The 25849-nt window shown below is 59.2% G+C and carries 29 protein-coding genes; 7 read left to right on the forward strand and 22 right to left on the reverse strand.

The genetic code is table 11. The features are described 5' to 3' along the window. Window positions 1–14: 14 nt before the first annotated feature. The 9 genes from ACIF4X_RS16170 to ACIF4X_RS16210 all read right to left on the reverse strand — a co-directional run bounded on the left by ACIF4X_RS16170 (window position 15) and on the right by ACIF4X_RS16210 (window position 7031). The gene (locus ACIF4X_RS16170; RefSeq protein WP_397482901.1) at window positions 15–620 is read right to left on the reverse strand and encodes an START domain-containing protein; all 606 of its coding nucleotides are present in this window, start codon (window positions 618–620) and stop codon (window positions 15–17) included. Between the two features lie 41 nt (window positions 621–661). After that, complete coding sequence (locus ACIF4X_RS16175) at window positions 662–916, reverse strand: YkgJ family cysteine cluster protein (RefSeq protein WP_397482902.1); 255 nt, start codon at window positions 914–916, stop codon at window positions 662–664. A 166-nt stretch (window positions 917–1082) separates the two neighbouring features. Further along, window positions 1083–1553, reverse strand: coding sequence for a translation initiation factor 2 (locus ACIF4X_RS16180; RefSeq protein WP_397482903.1), 471 nt, complete (start codon window positions 1551–1553; stop codon window positions 1083–1085). 79 nt (window positions 1554–1632) lie between these two features. Further along, window positions 1633–3072 (reverse strand): PLP-dependent aminotransferase family protein, encoded by a 1440-nt coding sequence (locus tag ACIF4X_RS16185; RefSeq protein ID WP_397482904.1) that lies wholly within the window; start codon window positions 3070–3072, stop codon window positions 1633–1635. Between the two features lie 202 nt (window positions 3073–3274). Next, window positions 3275–4087, reverse strand: coding sequence for an OmpA family protein (locus ACIF4X_RS16190; RefSeq protein WP_397482905.1), 813 nt, complete (start codon window positions 4085–4087; stop codon window positions 3275–3277). Continuing rightward, a complete protein-coding gene (locus ACIF4X_RS16195) occupies window positions 4084–4440 on the reverse strand; it encodes a DUF4398 domain-containing protein (protein ID WP_397482906.1) in 357 nt (118 codons plus the stop codon). The genes ACIF4X_RS16190 and ACIF4X_RS16195 overlap by 4 nt, the downstream gene beginning before the upstream one ends. A 9-nt stretch (window positions 4441–4449) precedes the next feature. Beyond that, a complete protein-coding gene (locus tag ACIF4X_RS16200; RefSeq protein ID WP_397482907.1) occupies window positions 4450–5271 on the reverse strand; it encodes a substrate-binding periplasmic protein in 822 nt (273 codons plus the stop codon). A gap of 80 nt (window positions 5272–5351) precedes the next feature. Next, window positions 5352–6281, reverse strand: coding sequence for an electron transfer flavoprotein subunit alpha/FixB family protein (locus ACIF4X_RS16205; protein WP_397482908.1), 930 nt, complete (start codon window positions 6279–6281; stop codon window positions 5352–5354). Next, entirely contained in the window at window positions 6282–7031 is a 750-nt protein-coding gene (locus tag ACIF4X_RS16210) for an electron transfer flavoprotein subunit beta/FixA family protein (protein WP_007908338.1), read from the reverse strand. A gap of 550 nt (window positions 7032–7581) precedes the next feature. Here ACIF4X_RS16210 and ACIF4X_RS16215 point away from each other — a divergent pair. Beyond that, window positions 7582–9246 (forward strand): electron transfer flavoprotein-ubiquinone oxidoreductase, encoded by a 1665-nt coding sequence (locus ACIF4X_RS16215; RefSeq protein ID WP_397482909.1) that lies wholly within the window; start codon window positions 7582–7584, stop codon window positions 9244–9246. A gap of 165 nt (window positions 9247–9411) precedes the next feature. Here ACIF4X_RS16215 and ACIF4X_RS16220 read toward each other — a convergent pair whose 3' ends face one another. Then, on the reverse strand, window positions 9412–10302 hold the full coding sequence (locus tag ACIF4X_RS16220; protein WP_093435363.1) for an AraC family transcriptional regulator: 891 nt from the start codon (window positions 10300–10302) through the stop codon (window positions 9412–9414). Between the two features lie 192 nt (window positions 10303–10494). Here ACIF4X_RS16220 and ACIF4X_RS16225 point away from each other — a divergent pair, with 192 nt between their 5' ends. Further along, the gene (locus ACIF4X_RS16225) at window positions 10495–11547 is read left to right on the forward strand and encodes an NAD(P)-dependent alcohol dehydrogenase (protein WP_397482910.1); all 1053 of its coding nucleotides are present in this window, start codon (window positions 10495–10497) and stop codon (window positions 11545–11547) included. Here ACIF4X_RS16225 and ACIF4X_RS16230 read toward each other — a convergent pair. The 10 genes from ACIF4X_RS16230 to ACIF4X_RS16275 form a co-directional block, all read right to left on the reverse strand. After that, a complete protein-coding gene (locus ACIF4X_RS16230; RefSeq protein WP_397482938.1) occupies window positions 11544–12347 on the reverse strand; it encodes an IclR family transcriptional regulator in 804 nt (267 codons plus the stop codon). The two genes, ACIF4X_RS16225 and ACIF4X_RS16230, sit on opposite strands and share 4 nt — an antisense overlap. A 61-nt stretch (window positions 12348–12408) precedes the next feature. Continuing rightward, a complete protein-coding gene (locus tag ACIF4X_RS16235) occupies window positions 12409–13719 on the reverse strand; it encodes an MFS transporter (RefSeq protein WP_397482911.1) in 1311 nt (436 codons plus the stop codon). 181 nt (window positions 13720–13900) lie between these two features. Then, window positions 13901–15049 (reverse strand): galactonate dehydratase, encoded by a 1149-nt coding sequence (dgoD, locus tag ACIF4X_RS16240; RefSeq protein ID WP_397482912.1) that lies wholly within the window; start codon window positions 15047–15049, stop codon window positions 13901–13903. Between the two features lie 45 nt (window positions 15050–15094). Beyond that, the gene (locus tag ACIF4X_RS16245; protein ID WP_397482913.1) at window positions 15095–15715 is read right to left on the reverse strand and encodes a 2-dehydro-3-deoxy-6-phosphogalactonate aldolase; all 621 of its coding nucleotides are present in this window, start codon (window positions 15713–15715) and stop codon (window positions 15095–15097) included. 19 nt (window positions 15716–15734) lie between these two features. Further along, the gene (locus ACIF4X_RS16250; protein WP_397482914.1) at window positions 15735–16724 is read right to left on the reverse strand and encodes a 2-dehydro-3-deoxygalactonokinase; all 990 of its coding nucleotides are present in this window, start codon (window positions 16722–16724) and stop codon (window positions 15735–15737) included. A gap of 105 nt (window positions 16725–16829) precedes the next feature. Continuing rightward, window positions 16830–17360, reverse strand: a complete 531-nt coding sequence (locus tag ACIF4X_RS16255) for a hypothetical protein (protein ID WP_397482915.1) — start codon at window positions 17358–17360, stop codon at window positions 16830–16832. After that, entirely contained in the window at window positions 17357–18091 is a 735-nt protein-coding gene (locus tag ACIF4X_RS16260; RefSeq protein WP_397482916.1) for an alpha/beta hydrolase, read from the reverse strand. The genes ACIF4X_RS16255 and ACIF4X_RS16260 overlap by 4 nt, the downstream gene beginning before the upstream one ends. A 5-nt stretch (window positions 18092–18096) precedes the next feature. Continuing rightward, the gene (locus ACIF4X_RS16265; RefSeq protein WP_134176394.1) at window positions 18097–18591 is read right to left on the reverse strand and encodes a PAAR domain-containing protein; all 495 of its coding nucleotides are present in this window, start codon (window positions 18589–18591) and stop codon (window positions 18097–18099) included. Then, window positions 18588–19250: a hypothetical protein gene (locus tag ACIF4X_RS16270; protein ID WP_397482917.1), complete on the reverse strand. Its 663-nt coding sequence runs from the start codon at window positions 19248–19250 to the stop codon at window positions 18588–18590. Before ACIF4X_RS16270 ends, ACIF4X_RS16265 begins: the two co-directional genes overlap by 4 nt. A gap of 159 nt (window positions 19251–19409) precedes the next feature. Continuing rightward, entirely contained in the window at window positions 19410–19889 is a 480-nt protein-coding gene (locus ACIF4X_RS16275; protein ID WP_397482918.1) for a GNAT family N-acetyltransferase, read from the reverse strand. Window positions 19890–20116: 227 nt separating this feature from the next. Here ACIF4X_RS16275 and ACIF4X_RS16280 point away from each other — a divergent pair, with 227 nt between their 5' ends. The 5 genes from ACIF4X_RS16280 (at window position 20117) to ACIF4X_RS16300 (ending at window position 23248) form a co-directional block, all read left to right on the forward strand. After that, window positions 20117–20770 carry an HD domain-containing protein gene (locus ACIF4X_RS16280; RefSeq protein ID WP_397482919.1) on the forward strand — a complete coding sequence of 218 codons (654 nt, stop codon included), beginning with the start codon at window positions 20117–20119 and terminating at the stop codon, window positions 20768–20770. Between the two features lie 110 nt (window positions 20771–20880). Beyond that, complete coding sequence (locus ACIF4X_RS16285; RefSeq protein WP_397482920.1) at window positions 20881–22077, forward strand: MFS transporter; 1197 nt, start codon at window positions 20881–20883, stop codon at window positions 22075–22077. A gap of 82 nt (window positions 22078–22159) precedes the next feature. Beyond that, on the forward strand, window positions 22160–22501 hold the full coding sequence (locus ACIF4X_RS16290) for a hypothetical protein (RefSeq protein ID WP_007908306.1): 342 nt from the start codon (window positions 22160–22162) through the stop codon (window positions 22499–22501). A gap of 44 nt (window positions 22502–22545) precedes the next feature. Beyond that, window positions 22546–22803, forward strand: coding sequence for a hypothetical protein (locus ACIF4X_RS16295; RefSeq protein WP_016986009.1), 258 nt, complete (start codon window positions 22546–22548; stop codon window positions 22801–22803). A gap of 64 nt (window positions 22804–22867) precedes the next feature. Continuing rightward, entirely contained in the window at window positions 22868–23248 is a 381-nt protein-coding gene (locus ACIF4X_RS16300; protein ID WP_397482921.1) for a Rho termination factor N-terminal domain-containing protein, read from the forward strand. A 123-nt stretch (window positions 23249–23371) separates the two neighbouring features. Here ACIF4X_RS16300 and ACIF4X_RS16305 read toward each other — a convergent pair whose 3' ends face one another. Both ACIF4X_RS16305 and ACIF4X_RS16310 read right to left on the reverse strand, forming a co-directional pair. After that, entirely contained in the window at window positions 23372–24301 is a 930-nt protein-coding gene (locus ACIF4X_RS16305) for a PfkB family carbohydrate kinase (protein ID WP_397482922.1), read from the reverse strand. Beyond that, window positions 24294–25760 (reverse strand): purine-cytosine permease family protein, encoded by a 1467-nt coding sequence (locus ACIF4X_RS16310; RefSeq protein ID WP_397482923.1) that lies wholly within the window; start codon window positions 25758–25760, stop codon window positions 24294–24296. Before ACIF4X_RS16310 ends, ACIF4X_RS16305 begins: the two co-directional genes overlap by 8 nt. Between the last annotated feature and the right edge of the window lie 89 nt (window positions 25761–25849).

A 25849-nucleotide genomic window follows, 5' to 3' on the forward strand; every position in this document is an offset into this window, starting at 1 on the left:
GTAGAGCGCGCTGATTATTTCTCGGCGCGTTCTTTCAGAGCTTTCAAGGTGTTGAACGGCGCATCGACAACGAACTTGTTGGCAACCATTGCCGGCACGCTGCCGCCTGGCTCGGTGTGCACCTGATAAGTCACTTCAACCTGGTCGCCCTTTGGCACGAACTTCCAGAAGCCTTTGACCTGCTGAACGCGGACAAAGCCCTTTTCTTCCGGCATGTACGTCGGCAAGCCTTCCAGATTGCGGGTCAGGCTGCCATCGGCGCCTTCAACGGTGGTCACCTTCAGCACCGAGTCACGCGGAGTCACTGGCCAAGGCGTGTTGAACTGGGTGTAGGTCCAGCTCTGATCGCCTTCGTGCTTGAGCAGTTTCTGGGTCTTGCATTCGTGAATCCAGGCGCACGCGCCAGAGACGTCTTCCTGCAGTGCGCGCAGTTTGGCGACGGTGGTTTTCATCAGCGCAACGCCCTGGTAGGACTTGTAGTCCGAGCCCGGCACTTCACTCAGAGACACCTTGATGCCGTCCTCGTTCTTGGCGACTTTCCAGTCCTCAGCCTGAGCGATGGAAGTCGCCAAAACAGCGGTCAAACCACACAACACAGCGATACGATGCAGCGAACCCATAGTCTTATTCCTTATTGTTGAAGTTCCGTTCGTTTGACACATCACGCCGCCGTCATCTGCTCCCACCAGCCGAGCAATCTGATCGCTTCCTCCGGGCTGCTGCCACACACTTCGACATCAGCTGCGAAGCCGGAACAGACGGCCGGGCGCTCCGGGCGGCCAAAAATGCTGCACAGGTTTTCGACCGAGAGTTGCACGCAACGTTCGCCGGCAGGTTTGCCATCAGGCATGCCGGGAATCGGCGAACTGATGGACGGGGCAATGCAGCAAGCGCCACAGCCTTCACGGCATTTCATGACGAACGTTTCCTCGCGACGGGCGATGTGTAAAAGGGACGCGGAACAGAGTAACCGCTAAAACGGCTGTTTTAAATTCCCTGAACCGGGGTTTTTAGCGATAACTGAATGTGACTGACCAGTCTCCGACAAAGCGTCTGGTCTGCGGGTCACCGATGGGCTGGATTTACTGCTTGAATTCAAAGTCCAGCGCCGCACCTTCGACTTCGCGACGCTCTTCATTACGCAGTTGCAGCTGCATTTCATTGCTGAGCAAACGGCCGTTGAGCTGGAACCCGGTGTTCTTTTCACCAAACATCTGCGGCAGGATCGGCTCGCGCTTGGGCAACTCAACCGTGCCTTTGGGCTTCAACTCCTGAACCATGTCCTTGGGCAGGCTCAAATCGAGTCTGGCCGGCGGCAATCTGGTTTTCACCACTTCGCTGGCGGGTTTCGATTTGGAGGCGACTGGTTTGCGCTTCTTGATGACTTTCTGCTGGGGTTTCTTCGCGGCAGTGGCCTTTGGCGCAGGCGTGTTTTTTTTAGCGGGGCTCGTCGCGGCCGGTTTTTCCTGAACCGCAGCGGCCACGACGCCTGGCGCATGACCGATCATCAGCAAACCCAACAAAACCCAAGCGGCAGGAAAAATCGCTTTCATGGACCCCAACGACACTAACGGCAGAGGGCCATATGCTCGCTTGTTGGACGCGACAAGACAAGCGTCACCCACCGCTCGTTCAGAATCCGCCAGCGGTTTCCTGACACAGTTGAGTCGCCAGCATCCCGAGGGTCATCAGCGCCCGCTCCGCCTCGCGGTTCCACGGGATCCCGCAGTTGAGGCGGATACAGTGGTTGAACTGCTCGGTATTACTGAAGATCAGCCCCGGCGCAATACTGATGCCCTGCTGCAACGCACGGACATGCAATTCTTGTGTATTGATCCTCCCCGGCAGACTCACCCAGAGGATGAAACCGCCCGTGGGCCGGGTCATTTGCGTGCCTTCGGGGAAGTACTGCTGCACCGCCAGCTGGAAGGCGCTGAGGTTTTTTCGGTATTCCTGACGGATGTACCGTAAATGCCGGTCATAGCCGCCATTTTCCAGATAAGCGGCGATCGCCATCTGCGTCACGCTGCATGCCGAATGGGTGCTGAAGGTCTGCAAGCGCTGGATTTCCTGCTGGTACTTGCCAGCGATCATCCAGCCGATACGCACACCGGGTGACAAGGTTTTGGAGAAACTCGAGCAGTAGATCACTCGGTCGAGACGGTCATAAGCCTTGAGCGCTTTGGTTTTACCTTGCTCGAACATCAGTTCGCCATAGATATCATCCTCGACGATCTGGATATCGAAGTCCGAGGCCAGGCGCAGCAGCTGCTTCTGCCGCTCTTCGGGCATGGTTCCGCCCAAGGGGTTGCTCAGTCGCGTGGTCAGCACCAACGCTTTGATCGACCACTGGTTGGCCGCCAGTTGTAGCGCCTCAAGGCTCATGCCAGTCGCGGGATCGCTTGGAATCTCGATAACTTTCAGGCCGAGCAGATCGGCCAGTTGCAGCAAACCGTAATAGGTTGGCGATTCGGCGGCGATAAGATCACCCGGACGGGTCAATACGCGCAAGGACATCTGCAAGGCATCGACACACCCGTGAGTGATCACCACTTCTGACGGATCGACCACCACGCCAGCGTCGCGCATGCGGATCGCCACTTGCCGGCGCAGCGGCTCAAAACCGGGGCTGAACATGTAGCTGAAAGCACGCGGGCTATGGAAGCGGGTGACCTTGGCCAGTTGCTGATGCAGTGCGCGCACCGGCAAGTAATCGACACTCGGCACGGCCGCGCCCAGCGGGAACACACCCTCACGGCGCGATTCGACCAGAACCTGTTGAATGATGCTGCTGCGAGTGACCAGCCCCGGCCGCTCGACCCGGGCAATGTCCGGCGTCGGCGCCGTCAGTGCCGGCGTCTGGTGCACGTAATAACCGGACTGCGGGCGCGCGCGAATCAGCCCCTGATCTTCAAGATTGGCGTAAGCCTGCAACACCGTCGCATGGCTGACGTTGAGCTGCGAACTCATCTTGCGCACCGAAGGCACGCGCTCCCCCGGTTGATAGACCCCACGGCGGATGTCTTCGGCCAGTTGCTGAGCAATACGTTGGTAGAGCAAGAGATTGGTCATGACGCAGCACTCGATTTCACGGGCATTTTATTCTTGTGTGAAACAATACCGGAACAGTTTAGAAGTGTACTGGGACAGTTGCCACATTACTCGACCATACAGTGCGGTGTCTGCCCCTGACTGTACTGATTTGCGAGCCATTCGACAGACGTAAAAAAGCCCGGCACTGCATGACAGCCCGGGCTTTCCAGAGACGCAACCCTTAACGGGCAGCGCCGAGCTGGCCTTTTTCGTCGGAGAAGACAATCTCCACCCGACGGTTCTGCGCTCGCCCGCGCTCGGAAGCGTTGGCGTCCACCGGGTATTCGTCGCCGTAGCCCTCGACCTGAATGCGTTTGTCGTCGATGCCCAGATCTATCAACACGTCCGCGACCGATTGCGCACGATCACGAGACAGCTTGAGGTTTTCCTGTTTGCCACCGGTACTGTCGGTGTAACCCTCGATACGCACCACGCGTTTCGGGTTCAATTGCAGGAACTGCACGATCTTCAGCACGACACGATTGGCTGAGTTTTTCAGCTCCGCTTCACCCGTGTCGAACAGCACATCGCCGAGGGTCATCACCAGCCCACGGTCAGTCTGGGTGGTGGCCAGTGCGACGATCTGTTCCTCCAGCCATTTGCCCTGCTGCTGCACGCTGAGCAACTTGGATTCACGCAGGGCCAGTTGCAAGCGCTGGCGGTCCAGTTCCAGTTTCGCCGCGCGCTCTTCGTTGAGTACCTGATTGGTGTGCTCGCGGGCGATTTCGCTGTAGCGCTGGCTCAGATAAGCGTAATGGACCACGTCCGACCCGCTGCCCCAATAGGTCGACAGGCGATCGGCACGGGCCAGCGACTCACCCGCGCGGATCACGTCTTTCGGCGCGATGCGCAGCACATTGGAGTCTTCCTTGACCTTCTGGAAATCGGCACTGGCTTCTTGCAGCGCGGATTCGCTGTGCTGACCGGCGCAGCCGTACAGGCTGACACACCCGGCAAGCATCAGACCGCCGAGGACTTTGGATTTGAGGCTCATTGGGCATCTCCCAGTTGCTTGCGCAGACGGACGATGCGGGTGTTGAGCACATTCACCTGTTCTTCACTTTTTTGCGTCAGCACTTTGGCTTCGGCCAGACGCGCATCCAGTTCAGCCTGTTCTGAACGCATGCGCGCGTTGCGGTAGGACTCGTCCGCCATGTTGCCTTTGGCGCGGTTGTACTTGGTTTCGGCCAGTTTCATTTCCGGCACTTCGTCGGCGGTGGCGCCGACAGCCTTGGCCTGGATTATGGCTTGTTCGGTAAGGCGCATTTGTTCAACGGGTGCCGGATCGGTCGCGCAACCGGCCAGCGCCAGAACGGCCATCGCCGCGAAAAGAGGTCGAATACTCACTAAGAATCCCTACTGTTTTGGGGCACTGACAGGTTGTTGCGGCTGTTGCTGCTGCGCCTTCCAGCGCTCGATATTGCGTTGCAGCACGGCTTCCGTCAGTCCGGACGCGGGCAATTCTGTCATCTTTTTGGCTAACTGTCCGCGCAACCACGGATCGTTGCACGCCGAGTTGTGCGAAACCGCGAGGAACAGCCCCGGCCGGTCGACCGGCTGTTCGAACGCCAGCAGGTCATTGGCCATGCCCAACGCCTGCGCGGCCGCCATACCCGAGTAACGGCCGGCGAGTACATATTCCACTTCGCCCAAGAGCAGTTTCTGAAAGGCTTGAGTGAGGTTGGCTGTCCGGGTCAGGGTCAGATTCTGCTCGGCGAAAGTGCCAAATGCCTGGGTGATTCGAGACTTTTCCGACAGCGCACCCGCGTGGCCGTGCAGGTCTTTGGCTTCGCTGTAGACCAGGGTCGAGCCTTTACGCGTCCACACCAGATAGTCGTTTTCCAGCAGCGGTGGATAGATGTAGTCGAGGTTTTCCAGCTCACTGAAGGTCAGCGGCGCGTCGGCCAGCATGTCCATGCGCCCGCTGCGCACTTCATCAAGGGCTTGCGAGCGTTTGCCGGCGTAGAGCAATTCGACTTTGATGCCGAGGTCTTTGGCGACTTGTTGCAACAGCTCGGCACTGGCACCGATCAACTGCTTGGGATTCTGCGGGTCCTGCCACAGGTACGGCGGCGCATCCGGGCTGCCAGTGACGACGAGGCGCTCGCACTTGCCTGCGGCCGAGGCCAAACCCGGCAACAGGGCCAATCCCAACAACCATCCGCAGCGCAGATCCATGGCGAAACGCTCCCACTCAAATCCGAGACAAAAAAAAGCCCGACCAACAGGTCGGGCTCTTTATAAGTGAAGCCGCTGGATTAGACCAGCTTCTCCAGCTCAGGTACGGCTTCGAACAGATCCGCCACGAGACCGTAATCGGCCACCTGGAAGATCGGCGCTTCTTCGTCCTTGTTGATCGCAACGATCACTTTGGAGTCTTTCATACCGGCCAGGTGCTGGATCGCGCCGGAGATACCGACGGCGATGTACAGCTGTGGCGCAACAATCTTGCCGGTCTGACCGACCTGCATGTCGTTAGGTACGAAACCTGCGTCGACGGCGGCGCGCGATGCACCGACGGCAGCGCCCAGCTTGTCGGCCAGGGCGTACAGGTGTTTGAAGTTGTCGCCGTTCTGCATGCCGCGGCCGCCGGAAACGACGATCTTGGCAGCGGTCAGCTCTGGACGATCGGACTTGGCCAGCTCTTCACCGACGAAGCTCGAAGTGCCAGCGTTGTGCGCAGCAGCGACGGCTTCGACGGCAGCCGAACCACCTTCAGCAGCAACCGGGTCGAAACCAGTGGCACGCACGGTGATCACTTTGATCGCAGCGGTCGACTGAACGGTAGCGATGGCGTTACCGGCGTAGATCGGACGCTTGAAGGTGTCAGCGCTTTCTACCGAGATGATCTCGGAGATCTGGTCAACGTCCAGCTGCGCAGCAACGCGCGGCAGGATGTTTTTACCGTTGGAGGTCGCGGCAGCCAGGATGTGGCTGTAGCCAGCGCCAAGCTCAGCGACCAGCGGAGCAACGTTTTCCGGCAACTGATGCGCGTAAGCCGCGTTATCAGCGTTCAGAACTTTGGTCACGCCAGCGATTTTCGCTGCGGCTTCAGCCACGGCGCCAGCGCCTTGGCCTGCAACCAGAACGTGGATGTCGCCGCCGATTTTGGCAGCAGCAGCCACGGTGTTCAGTGTGGCCGGGGCCAGCACTTTGTTGTCGTGTTCAGCAATAACCAAGATAGTCATTTAGATTACCTTCGCTTCGTTTTTCAGTTTCTCGACCAGTTCAGCCACCGACTTGACCTTGATGCCAGCGCTGCGTGCGGCCGGCGCTTCGACTTTCAGGGTCTTGTTGGTAGAGGCGGTGGAAACGCCCAAAGCGTCCGGAGTCAGCACTTCGAGAGGCTTCTTCTTGGCTTTCATGATGTTTGGCAGGGACGCGTAGCGCGGCTCGTTCAAACGCAGGTCGGTGGTGACGATTGCAGGCAGTTTCAGAGAAACAGTCTGCGCGCCGCCGTCGATTTCACGAGTCACGGCAACGCTGTCGCCCGAGACTTCGACTTTCGAGGCGAACGTGCCCTGACCGTAGCCGCTCAGTGCAGCGAGCATCTGGCCGGTCTGGTTGTTGTCGCTGTCGATGGCCTGTTTGCCAAGGATCACCAGCTGAGGCTGTTCCTTGTCGACCACAGCCTTGAGCAGCTTGGCCACGGCGAGCGAGGTCAGATCTTCAGCGGATTCGACGAGGATGGCACGGTCGGCACCCAGAGCCAGTGCGGTACGCAGCTGCTCCTGAGCGGTGGTCGGGCCGATGGAGACGACGACGATTTCAGTCGCAACACCTTTCTCTTTCAGGCGTACGGCTTCTTCCACTGCGATTTCGCAGAACGGGTTCATCGACATCTTGACGTTGGCGAGATCGACGCCGGAATTGTCCGCCTTGACGCGAACCTTGACGTTGTAATCCACAACGCGTTTGACAGCTACAAGAACCTTCATGGATTCCTCGTTACTCTCCGGTGAAAAGAAAGTCGCCTAGGCGAACCTGGCGGTTGATGCTCATCAGGCTAAAAGGGCACCTCTAAAAACGCCGACCGGGGTGCGAAGTGATTGCACGACGTTAAGGGGTGCGACCGTTCGTCAGTGGTGACCGACAAGTCATAACTCCTCTCGCGGTGTAAACTGCGCGCCAGACCGCGCTGCGCATCACCTTCTACTGCCTGTGCCCTGTCTTTAGACGTGCTCTTGAAACCGCCAGTCTGCCTACGACGAGCGCAAAACCGCCCGTATCTTGACCGGAACGCCTATTCCGGTCAATACAGCAAAATGACCATTCATAAGCCGCGCTTCTTTGATTTCTCTGGGCTGGAGCCGATTCAAACAAACGTTTGTATTGGACGCTGAGAGTGGTGTAGATATAATGCGCCGCCTAGAGAGAAAGGTCAGTTCTCCAATATTCCCCTTGACGTTAACGTAAAGGAATAGCGGATGCGACATCGAACCTCCAAATTAGAAAAAAAACTGTTGAGCCTTGAGTAGGAGATAGCCTGTGGAACGCGAATACATGGAATTCGACGTGGTCATCGTCGGTGCCGGCCCCGCTGGCCTGTCCGCCGCCTGCCGTCTGAAGCAGAAGGCCGCCGAAGCCGGTAAGGAAATCAGCGTCTGCGTGGTCGAAAAAGGCTCCGAAGTCGGCGCACACATCCTCTCCGGCGCCGTGTTCGAACCACGCGCTCTGAATGAACTGTTCCCGGACTGGAAAGAACTCGGCGCGCCGCTGAATACGCCAGTCACCCGCGATGACATTTTCGTGCTGAAAAACGCCGAAAACGCGCAAAAGATTCCTGACCTCTTTGTGCCCAAGACCATGCACAACGAAGGCAACTACATCATCTCCCTCGGCAACCTGTGCCGCTGGCTTGCCCAGCAGGCAGAGAACCTCGGCGTAGAAATCTACCCGGGCTTCGCCGCTCAGGAAGCGCTGATCGACGAACAAGGCGTGGTTCGCGGGATCATCACCGGTGATCTGGGCGTCGACCGCGAAGGCCAGCCGAAAGAAGGCCTGTACACCCCGGGCATGGAACTGCGTGGCAAATACACGCTGTTCGCCGAAGGTTGCCGTGGCCACATTGGCAAGCAACTGATCAAGCGCTACAACCTCGACAGCGACGCCGACGCCCAGCACTACGGCATCGGTCTGAAAGAAATCTGGGAAATCGACCCGGCCAAACACCAGCCAGGCCTGGTGGTGCACACCGCCGGCTGGCCGCTGGACATCATGGGCACCGAGAACACCGGTGGCTCGTTCCTCTATCACCTGGAAAACAACCAGGTGGTAGTCGGTCTGATCGTCGACCTGTCCTACAGCAACACGTACCTGTCGCCATTCGACGAATTCCAGCGCCTCAAGCATCACCCGGTGCTGGCTCAGTATCTGGAAGGCGGCAAGCGCATCAGCTACGGCGCCCGCGCGATCTGCAAAGGTGGCCTGAACTCGCTGCCGAAAATGGTCTTCAAGGGCGGCGCGCTGATCGGTTGCGACCTCGGCACCCTGAACTTCGCCAAGATCAAAGGCAGCCACACCGCGATGAAGTCCGGCATGCTCGCCGCTGAATCGGTGGCTGACGCGTTGTTCGCGGAGAAGGACGGCACTGAAGAACTGGCCACTTATGTGGACGCGTTCAAGAAGAGCTGGCTCTACGACGAACTGTTCGCCAGCCGCAACTTCGGCCCGGCGATCCACAAGTTCGGCGCCATCGTCGGCGGCGGTTTCAACTGGCTGGACCAGAACATCTTCGGCGGCAAACTGCCGTTCACCCTGCACGACACCAAGCCGGATTACGCTTGCCTCAAGCTCGCGGCGGACTGCAAGAAGATCGACTACCCGAAACCCGACGGCAAACTCAGCTTCGACAAACTCAGCTCGGTGTTCATCTCCGGTACCAACCATGAAGAAGAACAGCCTTGCCACCTGAAGCTGACCGACCCGAGCATCCCGATCAGCAAAAACCTGCCGCTGTACGACGAACCGGCGCAGCGCTACTGCCCGGCCGGCGTCTACGAAGTGATCACCAAGGAAGACGGCGAGAAGCGCTTCCAGATCAATGCGCAGAACTGCGTGCACTGCAAGACCTGTGACATCAAGGACCCTTCGCAGAACATCACCTGGGTGACACCGGAAGGGGCTGGTGGCCCGACTTATCCGAACATGTAAGTCGAAACGCTGAACAACAAGGCTCCCGATATGGGGGCCTTTTTGTTGCCCACACTCTCTGTGGGAGCTGGCTTGCCAGCGATGGGGCCGTGTCAAACGACATCATGGCAAACTGAACCACCGCTATCGCTGGCAAGCCAGCTCCCACAGGGAATGTGTAAATCCTCAGGCAGCGCGTTCGTCGCCCGGGCTTCGCTCGAAATAGCGCTTATATTCACGGCTGAACTGCGAAGTACTCTGATACCCCACCCGATGCGCCACCTGCGCCACCCCCAAGCCTTCCGCCACCAGCAGCGTCTGCGCCTTCAACAAGCGCAAACGTTTCAGATACTGCACTGGCGACAACAATGTGCTTCGCTTGAAATGCTCATGAAACGTCGACACGCTCATGTTCGCGCAACCGGCCAGCGTCTCGACATTCAGTGGCTCGGTGTAATGCGCATGCAGATGACTGATCGACGCCGCCACCCGCGCAAACTGCCCCTGCTGCTCGACCAGCGCGCGCAACACATCGGCCTGCGGCCCGCGCAACGCGACGAACAACAATTCACGCACCCGCGCCGGTCCGAGAATCTGGCATTCCAGCGGATCGTGCAGACAACTCAACAGCCGCTCGACACAGCCACGCATGTCATCGTCGAGCACCACCGAGGTCATCGATTCCGGAGTCTGCGCGGGAATGTGCCGCCCTGGCGCCAAGCCCATCGCCAACACCAACTCACCGAGCAACACCCGATCAATCGCCACCGACACCCCGAGCAACGGCGCATCCGGCAAGGCAAAGGTCTCACACTCGAACGGCACCGGCAGCGCCTGAATCAGGTAATGCCCAGCGCCATACTCCATTGTCCGAGGCCCAAGAAATGCCAGTTTGCTGCCCTGCGCGATGATCATCAGGCTCGGCTCATAAATGTGCGGGCCACGGGCGACATCACAACTGGCACGCAACACCTGCACACCGGGCAACCCGGTCTGGGAGTAACCGTCGCGCAGCGCCAGCGGTTCGATCAGCGAAACCAGCCGCGCATTGGCATCAAGATGACGGGTCAATTGCATCGAATTGTTCTTCACAAAAAATCACGAAAATAAGGGATGAAAGCATCATGGCAGATCCTTTTGCCAATGCGACCGATCAAACCCGCATGCCGGAGGATTAGGCATGAGACCCGGAGGAATCGTCATGGCCGGACCGTCACTCGACGCCCAGAATGCGCCGCCTCACTTGTTCCTGCTTTTGCGAGGTTTCACATGTACACCGCCATCGGCTATGCCGCCCAATCGGCCACCACTCCCCTCGCCCCGATGAAGTTCGAACGTCGCAGCCCGCGCGCCGACGACGTCGCGATCGAAATCCTCTACTGCGGCGTGTGCCACTCCGACATTCATCAGGCGCGCAACGAATGGGGCATCGCCGTTTACCCGCTGATGCCCGGCCACGAGATCGTCGGAAAAGTCACCGCGATCGGTGCGAATGTCACCCGGCACAAAGTAGGCGATCTGGTCGGCGTTGGCTGCATGGTCGACTCCTGCCGCACCTGCGAAGCCTGCCAGTCGAACCTTGAGCAATATTGCCTCGAAGGCCCGACCATGACCTATGCCACGCCGGACCGGGTCGATGGCAGCAACACCATGGGCGGTTACTCGGACAGCATCGTCGTCAGCGAGCATTTCGTCGTACGCATTCCGGAAAAACTGGCGTTAGCCAGCGCCGCGCCAATCCTCTGCGCCGGTATCACCACCTACTCGCCGCTCAAGCACTACGGTGTGAAAGCGGGCGACAAAGTCGGGATTCTCGGCATGGGCGGCCTCGGCCACATGGGCATCAAGTTCGCCAAAGCCATGGGCGCCGAAGTCACGCTGTTCACCCGCTCGGCAAGCAAGGCTGAAGAAGGTCGTCGTCAGGGTGCCGATCACGTGATCGTCTCCACCGACGCCGAGCAAATGAAAGCGGCTGCCGGTTACTTCGACTTCCTGCTCGACACCATTCCGGTGCAGCATGATTTGAATCCGTACCTCGACACCCTGCGCTTCGACGGCGTGCACATTCTGGTCGGTCTGATCGAACCGATCGATCCACCGGTTCACGCTGGCAAACTGGTGATGAGCCGCCGCGTATTGGCCGGCTCTTTGATCGGTGGCGTCGCCGAAACCCAGGAAGTGCTGGATTTCTGCGCCGAGCACAACATCACCTGCGACATCGAAATGCTCGACATCCGCCAGATCAACGAGGCTTACGCCCGTATGATCGCTGGTGACGTGAAGTACCGTTTCGTGATCGACATGGCGACGCTCAAAGTTTAAATCTTTAGACCGAGTTCCGCCGAGAGCCGGGCTGTGACCCCTTTGATCAGGGGAATCAGCTCGGCCATTTTTTCCAGCGGCATGTACGGCACGGTGCTGGCGATACTGATTGCCGCCACGATGCCCTTGCTCGCATCGCGAATCGGCGCCGCCACGCAGCGGATCGACGGTTCGTTGTCTTCCAGATCGAACGCGTAGCCACCAGCGACGTACTCGGTCATGCGCTGCTCAAGCTGTTCCCACGACTGTTGGGGATGCTGCGGCCAGAACTGACTTTTCCCACCTGCCGGCAGACTGATGTCGTACAGCCGTTGCCAATCTTTCGGCGAATCATCGAGCATCAACGCCTTACCAATCCCGGTGCGTGCCAGCGGCATGCGATGGCCGACCCGCGAACGCATCTCCGGGCCATTGCGCCCCGGATTCTTCAGCAGATACAGCACCTCATCGCCTTCACGAATGCCCAAATGCACGGTGTCGCCGGTCAGTGCCGACAATTCGTCCAGATACGGCCCGGCCAGGCTCACCAACGGCAATTCTTCGCGGGCCTGGAAACCCAGTTCGATCAGCTTCGGCCCGAGCAGATAACCGACTTGCGGCACCACACGCAGGTAGCGCTCGTCGACCAGGCAACTGGCCAGACGATGGGTGGTGCTGCGCGTGGTGCCGATCAACCGGGCGATCTCCTTGAGATCACGGGCGCCACTGGCCACCGCTTGCACCACACCCAGGCCGCGCAACAGCGTTTGCGTGCCGGTGGGCGCGGCGTCCTTGGTTTTTTCCGGAGCGTCTTCCTGCATATCCAGCCTTTTACCGTTGAGCGAAGGAACGGGCGGCATTATGGTCGCCCGACGCAGACCACTACAACTCGATACGCTCGACCTTGCCGACCAGCAGCACGTAGGACAATGCACCGATCAAGGCGAGAACCGCGATGTAGGTGATCGCTGGCGCGAACGAATCGCCGCTGGCGAGGAAACCGATCACGATCGGCGTGGCAATTGCCGACAGGTTGCCGATGAAGTTGAACACCCCGCCAGTCAGCCCGAGCAAACGTGCCGGCGCCAACGTCGACACCAGCGACCAGGTAATCGAAGCCAGGCCGTTACCGAAAAATGCCAGCGCCAGGAAGGCAATCACCAGCGGCGTGGACTCAACGAAGTTGGCACCGATGATCGAGGTGGAAATCAGCAGCCCGCCGATGATCGGCAACTTGCGCGCAAAGCCAACGGTGTAGCCGCGACGGATTAAGAAGTCGGAAAAGAACCCCGAACACAAAACGCCAACGAACGCTGCGAGAAACGGCAGCGACGCCAGCAGGCCAGACTTGATGAAGTCCATGCCGCGATATTTCACCAGATAGGTCGGGAACCAAGTAAGGAAAAACCACAGCGTCGAGTTCAGGCAGAACTGGCCGAGGTAGATGCCCCACAACTTGCGTTTGGTCAGGACGATACCGAGATCGGTCCAGCTGAACTTGGCTTTGACCTGGGCCGTTTCCTGCTGAATATCGACCAGGCCACCGCCCTCGCGGATCAGGTCGATTTCCGCTTCGTTGGCGCCTTTGAAATCTCGTGGCTCGCGATACACCGCGTACCAGATCGCCGCCCAAATGATGCCCACCGCGCCGGTCGCGACGAAGACCATGTGCCAGCCGAATTCGTGTTGCAGCCAAGCCAGCACCGGGGTCAGAAAGGCCAGGCCGACGAACTGCCCGGAGGTGTAGAAACCGATGGCCGTGGCGCGTTCACGCTCGGGGAACCAGGTGGTGACTACGCGGCTGTTGATTGGATACGCTGGGGCTTCCAGTGCACCGACCGCCATGCGCAATACAAACAACGCGATGAAACTGGCCGCGAAACCGAGCATCACCGTGGCCAGCGACCACAGCAGCAACGCGACGCTGTAAAGAATGCGCGGTGGCACGCGATCGACCAGCCAGCCGCCGGGGATCTGCATGGCGGCGTAGGTCCAGCCAAACGCGGAGAAAATCAGGCCGACGTGAATCGGATCGATGCCCAACTCACTGGTCAGCGCCGGCGCGGCAATCGACAGGTTGCTGCGGTCGAGGTAGTTGATGACCACGGTGATAAACAGCAACACCATGATGAAAAACCGCTTGCGGCTAGGCGTGACTAAAGACGCCTGCCCGGTGAGGGTTTGCGGTTGCATGAAGGGAGCCTCTTTTTATGTTTATTGAGGTCGGCCTGAGGCCTTGCATCTGATCGTTCCCACGTTCCGCGTGGGAATGCGGCCCGGGACGCTCTGCGTCCCAAAAGCGGACGCAGAGCGTCCATTGAGGCATTCCCACGCAGAGCGTGGGAACGATCTCATCGGGTATGTCAGGGACGACTCACCACTCGGCAAAACTGCCATCGGCATGGCGCCAGATCGGGTTGCGCCAGCGATGGCCGACTGCCGCGCGCTCAATCACGTATTCCTCGTTGATCTCAATGCCCAACCCAGGTCCGTTCGGAATCTTCACGAAACCTTTGTCGTAATCGAATACCCGCGGATCCTTCACGTAATCGAGCAAATCGTTGCTCTCGTTGTAATGGATGCCCAGGCTTTGCTCTTGGATAAACGCGTTGTAACAAGCCGCGTCCAGTTGCAAACAAGCCGCCAGCGCAATCGGTCCCAACGGGCAATGCAGCGCCAGCGCGACGTCATAGGCTTCGGCCATGTTGGCGATCTTGCGGGTTTCGGTGATGCCGCCGGCGTGGGAAGCATCCGGCTGGATGATGTCGACGTAGCCTTCGCTCAACACCCGTTTAAAGTCCCAGCGTGAGAACAAGCGCTCGCCGAGGGCAATCGGCGTGCTGGTCAACGGCGCCAGCTCTTTCAACGCTTCGTAGTTTTCGCTGAGCACCGGCTCTTCGATAAACATCAGTTTGTACGGATCGAGTTCCTTCATCAGTACCTTGGCCATCGGCTTGTGCACGCGACCATGGAAGTCGACGCCGATGCCGACATTCGGCCCGACCGCATCACGCACGGCGGCAACGTTGGCCAGCGCCAGATCGACTTTTTCGAAGGTATCGAGGAACTGCAGTTCTTCGGTGCCGTTCATTTTCACCGCAGTGAAACCACGGCTCACCGCCTCTTTCGCCGCACGCGCGGTGTCCGCCGGACGGTCACCGCCGATCCACGAATACACGCGAATCTTGTCGCGCACCTGGCCGCCGAGCAGATCACTCACCGACACCCCGAGCGCCTTGCCCTTGATGTCCCACAGCGCCTGATCGATACCGGCCAGCGCACTCATGTGGATCGCACCGCCACGGTAAAAACCGCCGCGATACAACACCGTCCAGATGTCTTCGATGTTGCGTGGGTCTTTGCCGATCAGGTAGTCGGACAATTCTTCGACGGCAGCCGCAACGGTGTGCGCACGCCCTTCAACCACAGGCTCGCCCCAACCGGTCACGCCCTCGTCGGTTTCGATCTTGAGGAAGCACCAGCGCGGCGGAACGATGAAGGTCGTGAGTTTGGTGATTTTCATCTACTTGTCTCTCTTATTGGGATAGCGCACGCAGCGCCAAAATTCTTAGCGAAGGGCCTTCCACGCGGCCACATAAGCCTTGGCATTCACCGCCACTTGCTCCGGCGTCATGCCCGGTTTGAACAGCCCGGAACCGAGACCGAAACCTTTCACGCCAGCGTCGATAAACGCCTGCATATTGTCTGGCGTGATACCGCCGACCGGCGCCAGCACCGTTCCGGACGGCAACACCGCGAGCCACGCTTTGACGACCGCCGGCCCCATCTGCTCGGCCGGGAACAGTTTGAGAATATCCGCGCCCTCCGCCAGCGCCGCAAACGCTTCGGTCGGCGTCGCAACACCCGGCGACAGAAACAGCCCTGCCGCTTTTGCCGCGCGCAAGACCTTGGCATCGCTGTGCGGCATGACAATCACCTGGCCACCGGCTTCTTTTACCAACTCGACCTGTTCGGGCGTCAGCACCGTACCGGCACCGATCAGGCAATCGGCGGGCAAGGTCGTGCGCAGGATGCGGATACTTTCGTACGGCGATGGGGAATTGAGCGGTACTTCGATGACGCGAAATCCGGCCGCATACAGGACTTCTCCGACAGCGGCGGCTTCCTGCGGATGCAGGCCACGCAGAATCGCGATCAGACCGTTTTGCGCCAATGCTTGCTTGAGCATGTCAGGCCTCCAGTCAGGGTTAACGGGATGAGGAATCGATCAGTCCGGCGGCCAGCGCCAGTTGCCACAAGCCACGCTCGGTGGCCTGCTCGGCCAGCGTCACGTTGGCGAAACCACAGGCATCGAGCGCGCGGCTGTAGCGCGCACAGAGTTGCGCGTTGCCGATGAGGATGATCGATGGGAGATTCGGGTTGTTGCGGCGACGCCGCTGAACCGTGGCGAGCGCCGCCAGTTCATGGCCGATCATCAGGCCGGACAGATAATCCGCCTGCGCGGTCGGGCTGAGTTCGCCGGTCAGCCCCAAGGTACGGGCACTGAACAACGTCGACAGCACGCCCAGCTCGCCGTCCGCCGATTGCGCAACCTGCACGCCACGGTCAAACGCCAGAGCATCGAACGTCGCGCCTTGCTGCTGGGTGCGGCCGAGAATGCTGTGTTCACTGAGCACGGCGAACACTTCGCCGGTCATGAACGTGTCGAAATGCGTGATGCAGCCATCGACCACGTCCACCCATTTCGAGTGACTGCCCGGCAGGCCGATCAACAGGTCAGCGCCCGCCTCGACCGGCAGATTCTGCAGGACGCCAAGGACCTGGGTCTCTTCGCCGCGCATCACGTTCGGCAGACGCGAACGCTGAATCACGCCCGGCACGATATGCACCATGGTGCCGCGAATGCTGATAACTGTTTGTAGGGAGTTTCCAAGATTGGCGACGTTCGCCGGCGTCTCGCAGTAGGTCGCTTCACGCCAGCCCTGCGCACTGCCTACCATGCCGCAAGCAATCACCGGCAGGTCCGGCTGCGCATCGAGCCAGTCGCCGCAGGCCTCGTCGAAGGCCAGTTCAAAACCGTCGGCGCATTCGCGACCGTTGATGATTCGCGGGGTCTTGGGCAACTGCATGATCCCGGACGACAGCGCGCGCTGCTCCAGCACCACACCGTCCGCCGCGAGTTTGTAAGCACGTAATGAGGTCGTCCCCCAGTCGAGCGCGATCAATTGCGCCAGCATCGCTTCACCTGTTTTGTTTTTGGCAGTGAGTGCGACGGACTATAGACCTCTCAGACGTGAAATCTCAATATGTAATTTTGCATCCCATATTATGGGATAAAGCAATCATTGGACGCGCTGCTGTTCAATGACGTGTACGAGGTCAGTTGCTGGAATCAGCATTGACTTCGAATAGTATCCCCCGAATGAGTAAGCTGAGGTAAACACTCTGCAAGAGACGGCGTTACGTTCATTCAATAATGCCAGCAGTTCTTCCGCGCTCATGAAAACATTTGAAACGCCCTCATCCTCCTTTCTCACTGCGGACAATCTAGACGTATAAATATGGTCTAAACCAGACTTATCGGCGTCAACCTCAACAAGATTACCAACAAAATAATTAGTCAATTTATCGGAGCTTTCAAATTCAAGCGCTTTATCCAGAGAGCAAAACAATGTTTCACCCAACTGTGTTTCTCCCGTCGCATCCTTAAAAAAATTCAACACATCGGTCTTCGAACTAAAGCGAACATTCCAAGACAAACTATCGCCCCCTGTAGCGACAGAAATGAATTCAATCTCGGTATCAGGAAGAATCGGCCGATTGGCACAAGAACTACATAGAAGCATCGTCAGCACAATAAATAGTCGTATCATTTTTTCGATTCCAAATATTGAGTTACTCGCTCATAAACTATATCGCACGCAGACTTTCCACTTTGAAGTTTGGAGGCGAACAGCATACCTGCTTGCCGGTGATTCGCACTGACCGCCTCATTTATATTCGGTCCAGATGTCATGATCCAGCGCTCTCCCAAACTGGCAACAGTATCTGAATCGTCTTTTTCCTTGGGGGATGCCAATATATTTATCCAGTAATCTGCCACGGGCTTTGGCGTCGTAAAATAGATATCAGAGAACATCCATACACCTGTACCACCGCCAACAGGATCGAGTGTTACCAATATCTTGACTGTATAACCTCGCTCTTTCAAAATCGAGGTCAAATGTGCACCATTCCACCCCCCAAGGCTATGACCAACAATCACAAGATAAACCGTCTTATCACCTTTTAACGGGCGTATTACATACTTCTCGATATCCTTCTCACCGCGAACATCCTTATAGCTTATATAAGGCAAATTAACGTCGAGCTTTTGTTCCGGAGACAGTCTGTTCGACAACTGATTCCAGGCATTTTGCACGTTATGATGAGGAGGTTCATTCTGATAATACTCCTCTTTATCCCCAGCACCGCCAATAAAGAAAACGGCTACCTTTTTCACTTTGACAGTAACTTGCTTGACGCTCTGGTCAGTCTTGCAGGTCAACTCATGGCCAGCCACTTCAGTTTTGCAGTCTCTGAGTGCAGGATTTTCGACTTCCATTTCGATCACTCTACAAACAATTTAATAGTTTCAGCCAAGTGAGAACTCACCATATGGGTAAAGCCCTGCTCATTGGTGATGCCATGTTCTATGCGCCCATCACCTCGCTGGATCGCATACGGATGATCGGGAATAGGCTCGCCAGTCGCCTCGTTAACCACTTGCAACCTGTCCGTAAAATGCACCGGCATCGGCAACAGCCCACTAAACGCTGCCCCTCCGCCACTCTGGCCGATAATCACCGTCCCTGAACCACCAACCACGACATTGCCGTGGCCTCCGGTGCTGTCCAGCGTTGCGGCGTTCAGTCCGTTGATGAAAACCGTGCCGGAAACGGCGCCGGTAATCGGGCTGCCACACGCCGATTTATCGGTCATGCGCGCAGCCGCGAGGCCGTCGAAGAAGACGTCCGGCGAGCCGGAAGCAATCGGGTTGGTGCCATGGCCTGGCAATGGGCAAGCGGTCGGGTCGGTGACGCGTGCAGCAGGTTTACCACTCAATTCAAAGCTCCTTGCTTCAGGGGTTCCGGGTGCGGCGGGTGGAGATCGACATCGGTCGCGGCGAAGCGCCAGCGGTTGTCGACGGGGTCGAACAGGGCGTGGCAATGCTCACGGCTGTCGGGGGGTGTAGCGATCTGCAGATGTTGCCAGGCTTGATCGACATGCCATGCCAGCTCGGCAGGCGTCGCGTCATCCAGCTCGTTGAGCCAGGCGTTGTAGTTGCGCAGGTGATTGCGTTCGTAAGTCGATTGCAGCAAATCGGCCATTTGTGTGCCGAGGTCGAGATGATGCTGGGCCGTCCACTGGCCGATCTCGGAATAGACGTACCAGCCCATCGGCATCAACCCGCCGTACTTGAGCAGCGAATGCCCGGCAGGGGCGACAAAACCGCAACAGATGTGCAGCGTCAGCCACCCTTGATGGGCGTCGATAAACGCCGTCGGATCGAAGGTGCGCAACGGTATCACACGGTAATCGGCGAGCCCGGCACTGCGCGTCATCAACTCGGCATCAAGGCGGGACACGAACGCGCGAATGGCGCTGCCGCCCGTGCTGTTCGTCGTGCAGAGAATATCGACCGGTTGGCGCTGGGGGTTGTCGCTCGAGCCCGAGTTTTTCACCAGGCCATACAGACGCATTGACGCCCGTAGTCCGCTCATCGCCGGTCACTCGTTGACGCGGCGAAGGCTCCACGGGCGTGGAGAAGTTGTGCCAGAGGCATTGCAGGTGTCGTCCGTGAGCGCGCAAAAATGGCGCGTAGAATGCCGGACTAGAGCGCTGGCTACAATCGTTTTACTGCCGGATTGCCATCATTGTGCTCAGCCCTCGGCAAACTCACGCAAGACCTTGCCATCCATGCGGTAGCGCACCCACTCTTCCTGTGGTTGCGCGCCGAGGGATTTGTAAAATTCAATCGCCGGGGTGTTCCAGTCCAGCACGCTCCATTCGAAGCGGCCGCAGTCGTTGTCGCAGGCGATTTTCGCCAAGTGGCGCAGCAGGGTTTTGCCAGCACCGCCGCCGCGTTGTTCGGGGGTGATGTAGAGGTCTTCGAGGTACAGGCAGTTGCTGCCCAGCCAGGTCGAATAGCTGAAGAAGAACACCGCGAAACCGATCGGCAGACCCTCGCGCAGGCAGATCAGGCCGTGGGCGGTGGCGCCTTCGCCGAACAGGCTGCGTTCGATGTCGGCAACGCTGGCGATGACTTCGTGGCGGGCCTTTTCGAAATCGGCGAGTTCAGTGATGAAGGCGAGGATTTGCGGGGCATCGCTGGGGGTCGCCGGGCGGATGTCGATCGTCATGGACGGGCCTTGTCGGAAAAGGAAAACGCCATACTAAGGCCGTGGGCGGCGCTCGTCACATGGCAAAACACACACTACCCTGCGCAATGTTGCAAACACTGCAGTTCCCTGTGGGAGCGAGCCTGCTCGCGAATACATTCTGTCATTCAACAATGCAGGTGACTGGAAGGACGCCTTCGCGAGCAGGCTCGCTCCGACAGGGACTTCGACAATCTGAAAGGATGCTTATGAACCTTGAGTTTTTTACACCCGTGGCGGCACTGGCAGCAGAGTTACTGCCGCACGCTCTGGAACCGTCCGACGACGGCGCCCACGATCTCGCGCACCTGCAACGGGTCTGGCACAACGTGCGTACGCTGCATGAAGAAGAAGGCGGCGATCTTGAGGTGTTGTTGGCCGCCGTGCTGCTGCACGATTGCGTGGCTGTCGAGAAGAACTCGCCACTGCGATCGCAGGCTTCGCGGCTGGCGGCGGACAAGGCATCGGCAGTGCTCGCGGAGAGGAACTGGCCCGACGAAAAAATCACAGCCGTCGCCCACGCCATCGAAGCCCACAGTTTCTCCGCCAACATCACTCCGCGCACCCTCGAAGCGAAAATCGTCCAGGACGCCGACCGCCTCGACTCACTCGGCATGCTCGGCGTCGCCCGCACGTTCTACATCGCCGGGCGCATGGGTTCGGCGCTGTACGACCCGCAGGATCCCGAAGCAAAGCAACGTGACTACGATGACGGACGTTTTTGCCTCGATCATTTCCAGACCAAATTGCTGCACCTCGCCGACGGTTTCCAGACCGTCGCCGGCCAGCGTCTGGCGCAAGTCCGTCATCTGCGTCTGAAGGGGTTCATGGAGCAGTTCAAGGAAGAGATCGGCATCACCTGATGCTTTACTCCGGCGCACAACGATCCTGACTTCGCCAACCTCAGACCTAATCCGCCTGCCTGACGTGTTAAACAGACGACGCTGAATTTTTCCGCTCAAGGATTCGCGTCATGTCGCAAGCAACACCCAAGGTCTCAGGCAAGCTGTTCGGTCTGTTCTGCTTCGCCAGTTATCTGCTGTCGCTGTCTTACGGCTCGACGTTTTTGCTGTCGCTGCTGATCGGTTCACGCGGCGGCAATGAGCACGATGCGGGAAGTGTGATTTCGGCGGCGATGCTCAGTACGTTTCTCGCGGTGCTGGTGTCCGGGCATCTGTCGGACTGGCTCGGGGCGGCGCGTTCGATTGCCCTGTTTGGTCTGTTGCTGGTGGCGGCGAGTCTGGGCTTTGCGATGGCACCGGGATTCGGTCATCTGCTGTTGTTTTTTGGTTTGTTGCTGGGCTTGGGCTGGGGCGTTTTCTACACTCTGGGGCCGATCATCGTCGCGAGTCTGGTGACCCCGGCGCAGCGCGCCAAGTACTTCGCGCTGCTGTCGGGCAGCATGATGACCGGGATCGGCAGCGGCCCTTTGCTCGGACGGGCAGCCAGTGCGCTGGGCTTGCCAGTGACCTCGGCGTTTTATCTGGCGGCGCTGGCGAGCCTGATCGGGGTGATGCTGTTCTGGCGGCTTGGCGCAAAACTAAAAAGCACGCAGTCCACAACCGCCGCGAGAATAACCTGGCAGGCGGTAACCCAAGTGCTCAGTTCTCGCGCCCTGTTTCCGATCATCATGGTTGGGCTCGGCGGCTGCGTATTCGGCGGTCTGTCGAGTTTCCAGACCAGTTACGCGGCGGCGCGCTCGCTGGATTATTCGTTTTTTTTTCTCGGGTTCATGAGTGCGGCAATCAGCAGTCGGATGCTGATCGCCGGATATGTCGTCAAGCGTGATCCTTTGCGCGCATCGTGCCTGCTGTCGGGGCTGATGCTGGGTTCGATTGTGCTGTTCGCGTTCGGTGTGCACAGCGGATTCAGCTATCTGTTGGCGGCGCTGATGCTCGGCGTCGGTTATGGCCTGACCTATTCGGTGATCAACGGTTTGGCGGCCAACGAAGCACCGGCCGGCACCACTTCACAGGCCCTGTTGCTGTTCAGTCTTTCGTACTTTATCGGTGTGTTTGGTTTCCCGCTATTGGCCGGCAAAATCATCGTTGAGCACGGCATGAGCACGCTGCTTTTGACGGTCTTGATCGTCGCGTTGGCCAACTGGCTGATTACCCTTGGCCGCTTGTTCTTGCGGCGGTTCAGTCTGAATGCCGCGCAGGCAACCTAGACCGTTCGTCGTTCATCAGGCACCAATCCGATCAGCGGGCAGACCAACGACAGGTAAGGATTCCAATCACTGGAGAAGCCCTATGATCCCGTCAAGGTTGACCGCTTTCGTATTCAGCGCCCTGCTCTGCCCTGCGGTTTTCGCCGCATCCGCCACCGCTGCGGGCACCGGCCCTACCGATCCGACCCCGCCACGCGCCCCCGCCATCAACAGTGCCCCCGGCATGAATACCGATGGCTCCGGCGTACCCCTGATCAATCAGCCTCCCGCCACCGGCACCGACCCGCGCACGCAGGGCAGTGACCCGGGCCGGCAGGGCGGCATGAACACTCCCGACGCCCCTGCCACCCCAGACAACGCGGGCCCCGGCGTCGGCTCGAAAACCACCACCGGTGGCTCCGGTTCCGAAGGCTCCGGTCAGTAGTTCGCCGACGCGAGCGTCCTGTTCAACCCAATGAAGAGGTAACCATGAACGTCGATAAAAACCTGGAAAAAGAAGTCCTCACCCGCCTGCTGCACGCTCATCCGAGTGGACTGGGCAAGGAGGTGCTGGACAATTACCGGGGCGAGAAGGTCGTGGCCAGCGCCCTCGCCGCTTTGCAGGATCGTGGACTGATTCACCACGGGCATGTGACCTGCAACGAGGCTGGCGAACATTCGCTGAACCTGCCGATCAAGCTCAGTGCCGCTGGCGTTGAGGCAGCGCGCAAGCTGGATCTGCAGTAAGTCCTGCGGTCGCTCGCTGTCGCTGCGGCGAGCGGCCGAAACTGCACACAGGAGGAGAATTCCCATGCCTCGTGGAAGCAAAGACAAATACACCGCCGAGCAAAAGCGCAAAGCCGAGCACATCGAAGACAGCTACGAGGACAAAGGCCTGTCGAAGGATGAGGCTGAAGCGCGGGCCTGGGCGACGGTCAACAAGCAATCGGGCGGCGGCGAAAAGGCCGGCGGTTCCGGGCGCAGAAAACCGGCGAGTGCCAAGGCTGAGGATCGTAAAGAGTCATCGCGGCGTGCGGAGGCCAGTCGCGAGGGGCATTCGCGTAACAGCAAGGCTTCGAAGGATATGCAGACAGTCGATAGCTTGATGAAGGAGGCCCGGGCGAAGAAGATTCCGGGAAGATCATCGATGCGCAAGCAGGCGTTGATTGAGGCGTTGCGCAAGGCCAGTTGAGTTTTGTAATGAGGCCAATGGCCTCATCGCTGGCAAGCCAGCTCCCACAGGGATCGGGGTGTACACACATGTGTGTTCACCACAAAAACCTGTGGGAGCTGGCTTGCCAGCGATAGCGGTTGATCAAGCGCCGTCGGAATCGAGGATAAACGCATCCACCTCTGCCGCTGCCGGCGAAGTCGCCGGCCCCCAGTGCGTCACCGCGATAGCCGCTGCAGCATTCGCCCGCCGCGCCGCTTCATGCGCGTTCAAACCCTGCGCCAATCCGGCAACGAACACCCCGGCATGGGCATCACCGGCGCCGTTGCTGTCCACGGCTTTCACGGCAAAACCCGGCACATGCCGACGCTTGTCGGCCTGTTGAATCCAGCAACCCTGCGGCCCATCACGCACCACCATCAACACATCGTTGGGCAGGTGCTCAGCGAGGCCATCCAGCGCCGCGCCAATATCATCAGCGCCGGTAAACCGCAGTGCTTCAACACTGTTGCTGGTCCACACATCGATGCGCGGCAGCAACGCCTGCATCATCGGCGAGTCCGGCGATTCCACCAACGGGCCCGGATCGAACACCACGTTGATCGAGTCCGGCAGTGCCAGCGTCCAGTCGAGCAACGCCTGAGCCTTGCCTTCGTGGAGCAGGCTGTAGCCGCTCAGATAAACGTAGTCGCCCGGCTCGGCCGGAACGCTGTTCAGATCCGCCTCCGTCACTTCACCTTCTGCGCCAATGTAGGAAATGAAACTGCGCTCCGCCGACGCATCGGTCAGCGCCACACATAAACCGGTGTCTTTCTGTGCGGCTTCGGTGATGCCGATGTGAATCCCCTCGGCGTTCATCGCCTGACGCGCGAGATCGCCGAAACGCCCGCGGCCATGGCGACCGAGATACACCACCGGCAGGCCATTACGCACCGCTGCCGCCATCACATTGAACCCGCCACCGGCTTCGAAACCGGCCGACTGCGCCAGTACGTCACCGCCAATCTGCGGCAGCTTATCCACGGCCATGACCAGGTCGATGATGACCTGGCCGGTGTGCAACATCTTAGGCATGTGCATTCTCGGTTTGCGCGGCGCGGCGATCTTTCGCCCCACCGAGGACGAAGTAAATGCCACCGGCGACGACGAAGGTCACGATCCAGCCGAGGCCGTTGTGGCCCAGCCACGAGTCGGACAGGAAGCCCTTGAACCAGACGTTCTCGGCAGTGGTGCCGATGGTGGTGAAACTGAAGCCGAGGACGATGGCGATTGCCCAAGCACCAAACGCACGCCACTCGATGCCGCCGCGATACCAGTAGGCGCTGCTCGGGCTGACGTCGAGCAGATCCTTTGGGCTGTAGTAGTGACGGTGAATCAGGTCGACGACGAAGATCCCGACCCACGCGGTGATTGGTACCGCCAGCAGGGAAATGAACGTGATAAACGGGCCGTAGAAGCTGTCGGCGATCAGCATGAAGTAAATCGAACCGGCGAAGATCGCGACGATATCGACCACCACCGCGTAGACGCGTTTGACCTTGAGGCCGAGGGTCAGCGTGGTCAAACCAGCGGAATACACCGACAGGTTGTTCGACAGCAACAGGCCACCGAATGCAGTGATCAGGTACGGCACCGCCATCCACGTTGGCAGCATGTCGCGGATCGCCACGATCGGGTCAGTCGCCGAGGCGAGGTCGTTGTTGCCCACCGACAGCAAGCCGCCAAGGGTGATCAGCAACACCAGCGGAATACCCGCACCGAACGCGGCAGACGCGACCAGACGCACAGCCTTGACGCTGCGATGCTGGTAGCGCGACATGTCGGCACCCGCGTTGGCCCAGCCAATCCCGGTGCCGGCAGCCATGGTGCCAATACCGATGATCATTGCGCTCATCGGCGCTGGCGTGGCGTTGAACACTGCACTCCAGTCGATGGTCGCGCAGAGGAAGCCGCCGACCAGCAGGTTCAGCGCGCCGAACACGTAGGTGGCCCACTTCTGAATCACCAGCAACGTCGCGTGGCCGAGCCCGGACACCGACAAGGTGAGCAAGACGAAAATCGCGATGAAGATCAGGGTTAACACCGGCGCGCTTTTCGCTTCGACCGGTGAGCCAAACAGAATCGAGCACAGCGACAGCAGCACGAATGCGGCGGTGGTGGTGTTGACGGTTTCCCAACCGAGACGCGACATCAGCGAGACCAGCGTCGGGCCGATATTGCCGCGCACGCCGAAGATTGCTCGCGACAACGTCAGGCTCGGCGCGCGGCCGCGTCGACCGGCGATCGAGATGATCCCGACCACGGCAAACGAACCGGCCGCGCCGATGATCGCGACGATGATCGCCTGCCAGATCGCCAGCCCGCGAAACGCGACCAGCGTGGCGCCCAGCGGCAGACCGAGAATGGAAATGTTGGCGGCGAACCAGACCCAGAACAGTTGCAGCGGGTGGCCGTTGCACTCGGCTTCCGGCACCGGTTCGATGCCGCGGGTTTCCAGTTGCCCGGCGCTTTGCCCGGCGGATGATGAACTCATGAAGGTGCTCCTGTTTGCCTTTTTTGTGGTTGTGGCAATGATGCAGAATGACAAGACATTGCGGCCGTCCTCGGCCTGTCTGTGCGATC

It is taken from the genome of Pseudomonas sp. NPDC085632 (assembly GCF_044541255.1).
GTDB lineage: Bacteria > Pseudomonadota > Gammaproteobacteria > Pseudomonadales > Pseudomonadaceae > Aquipseudomonas.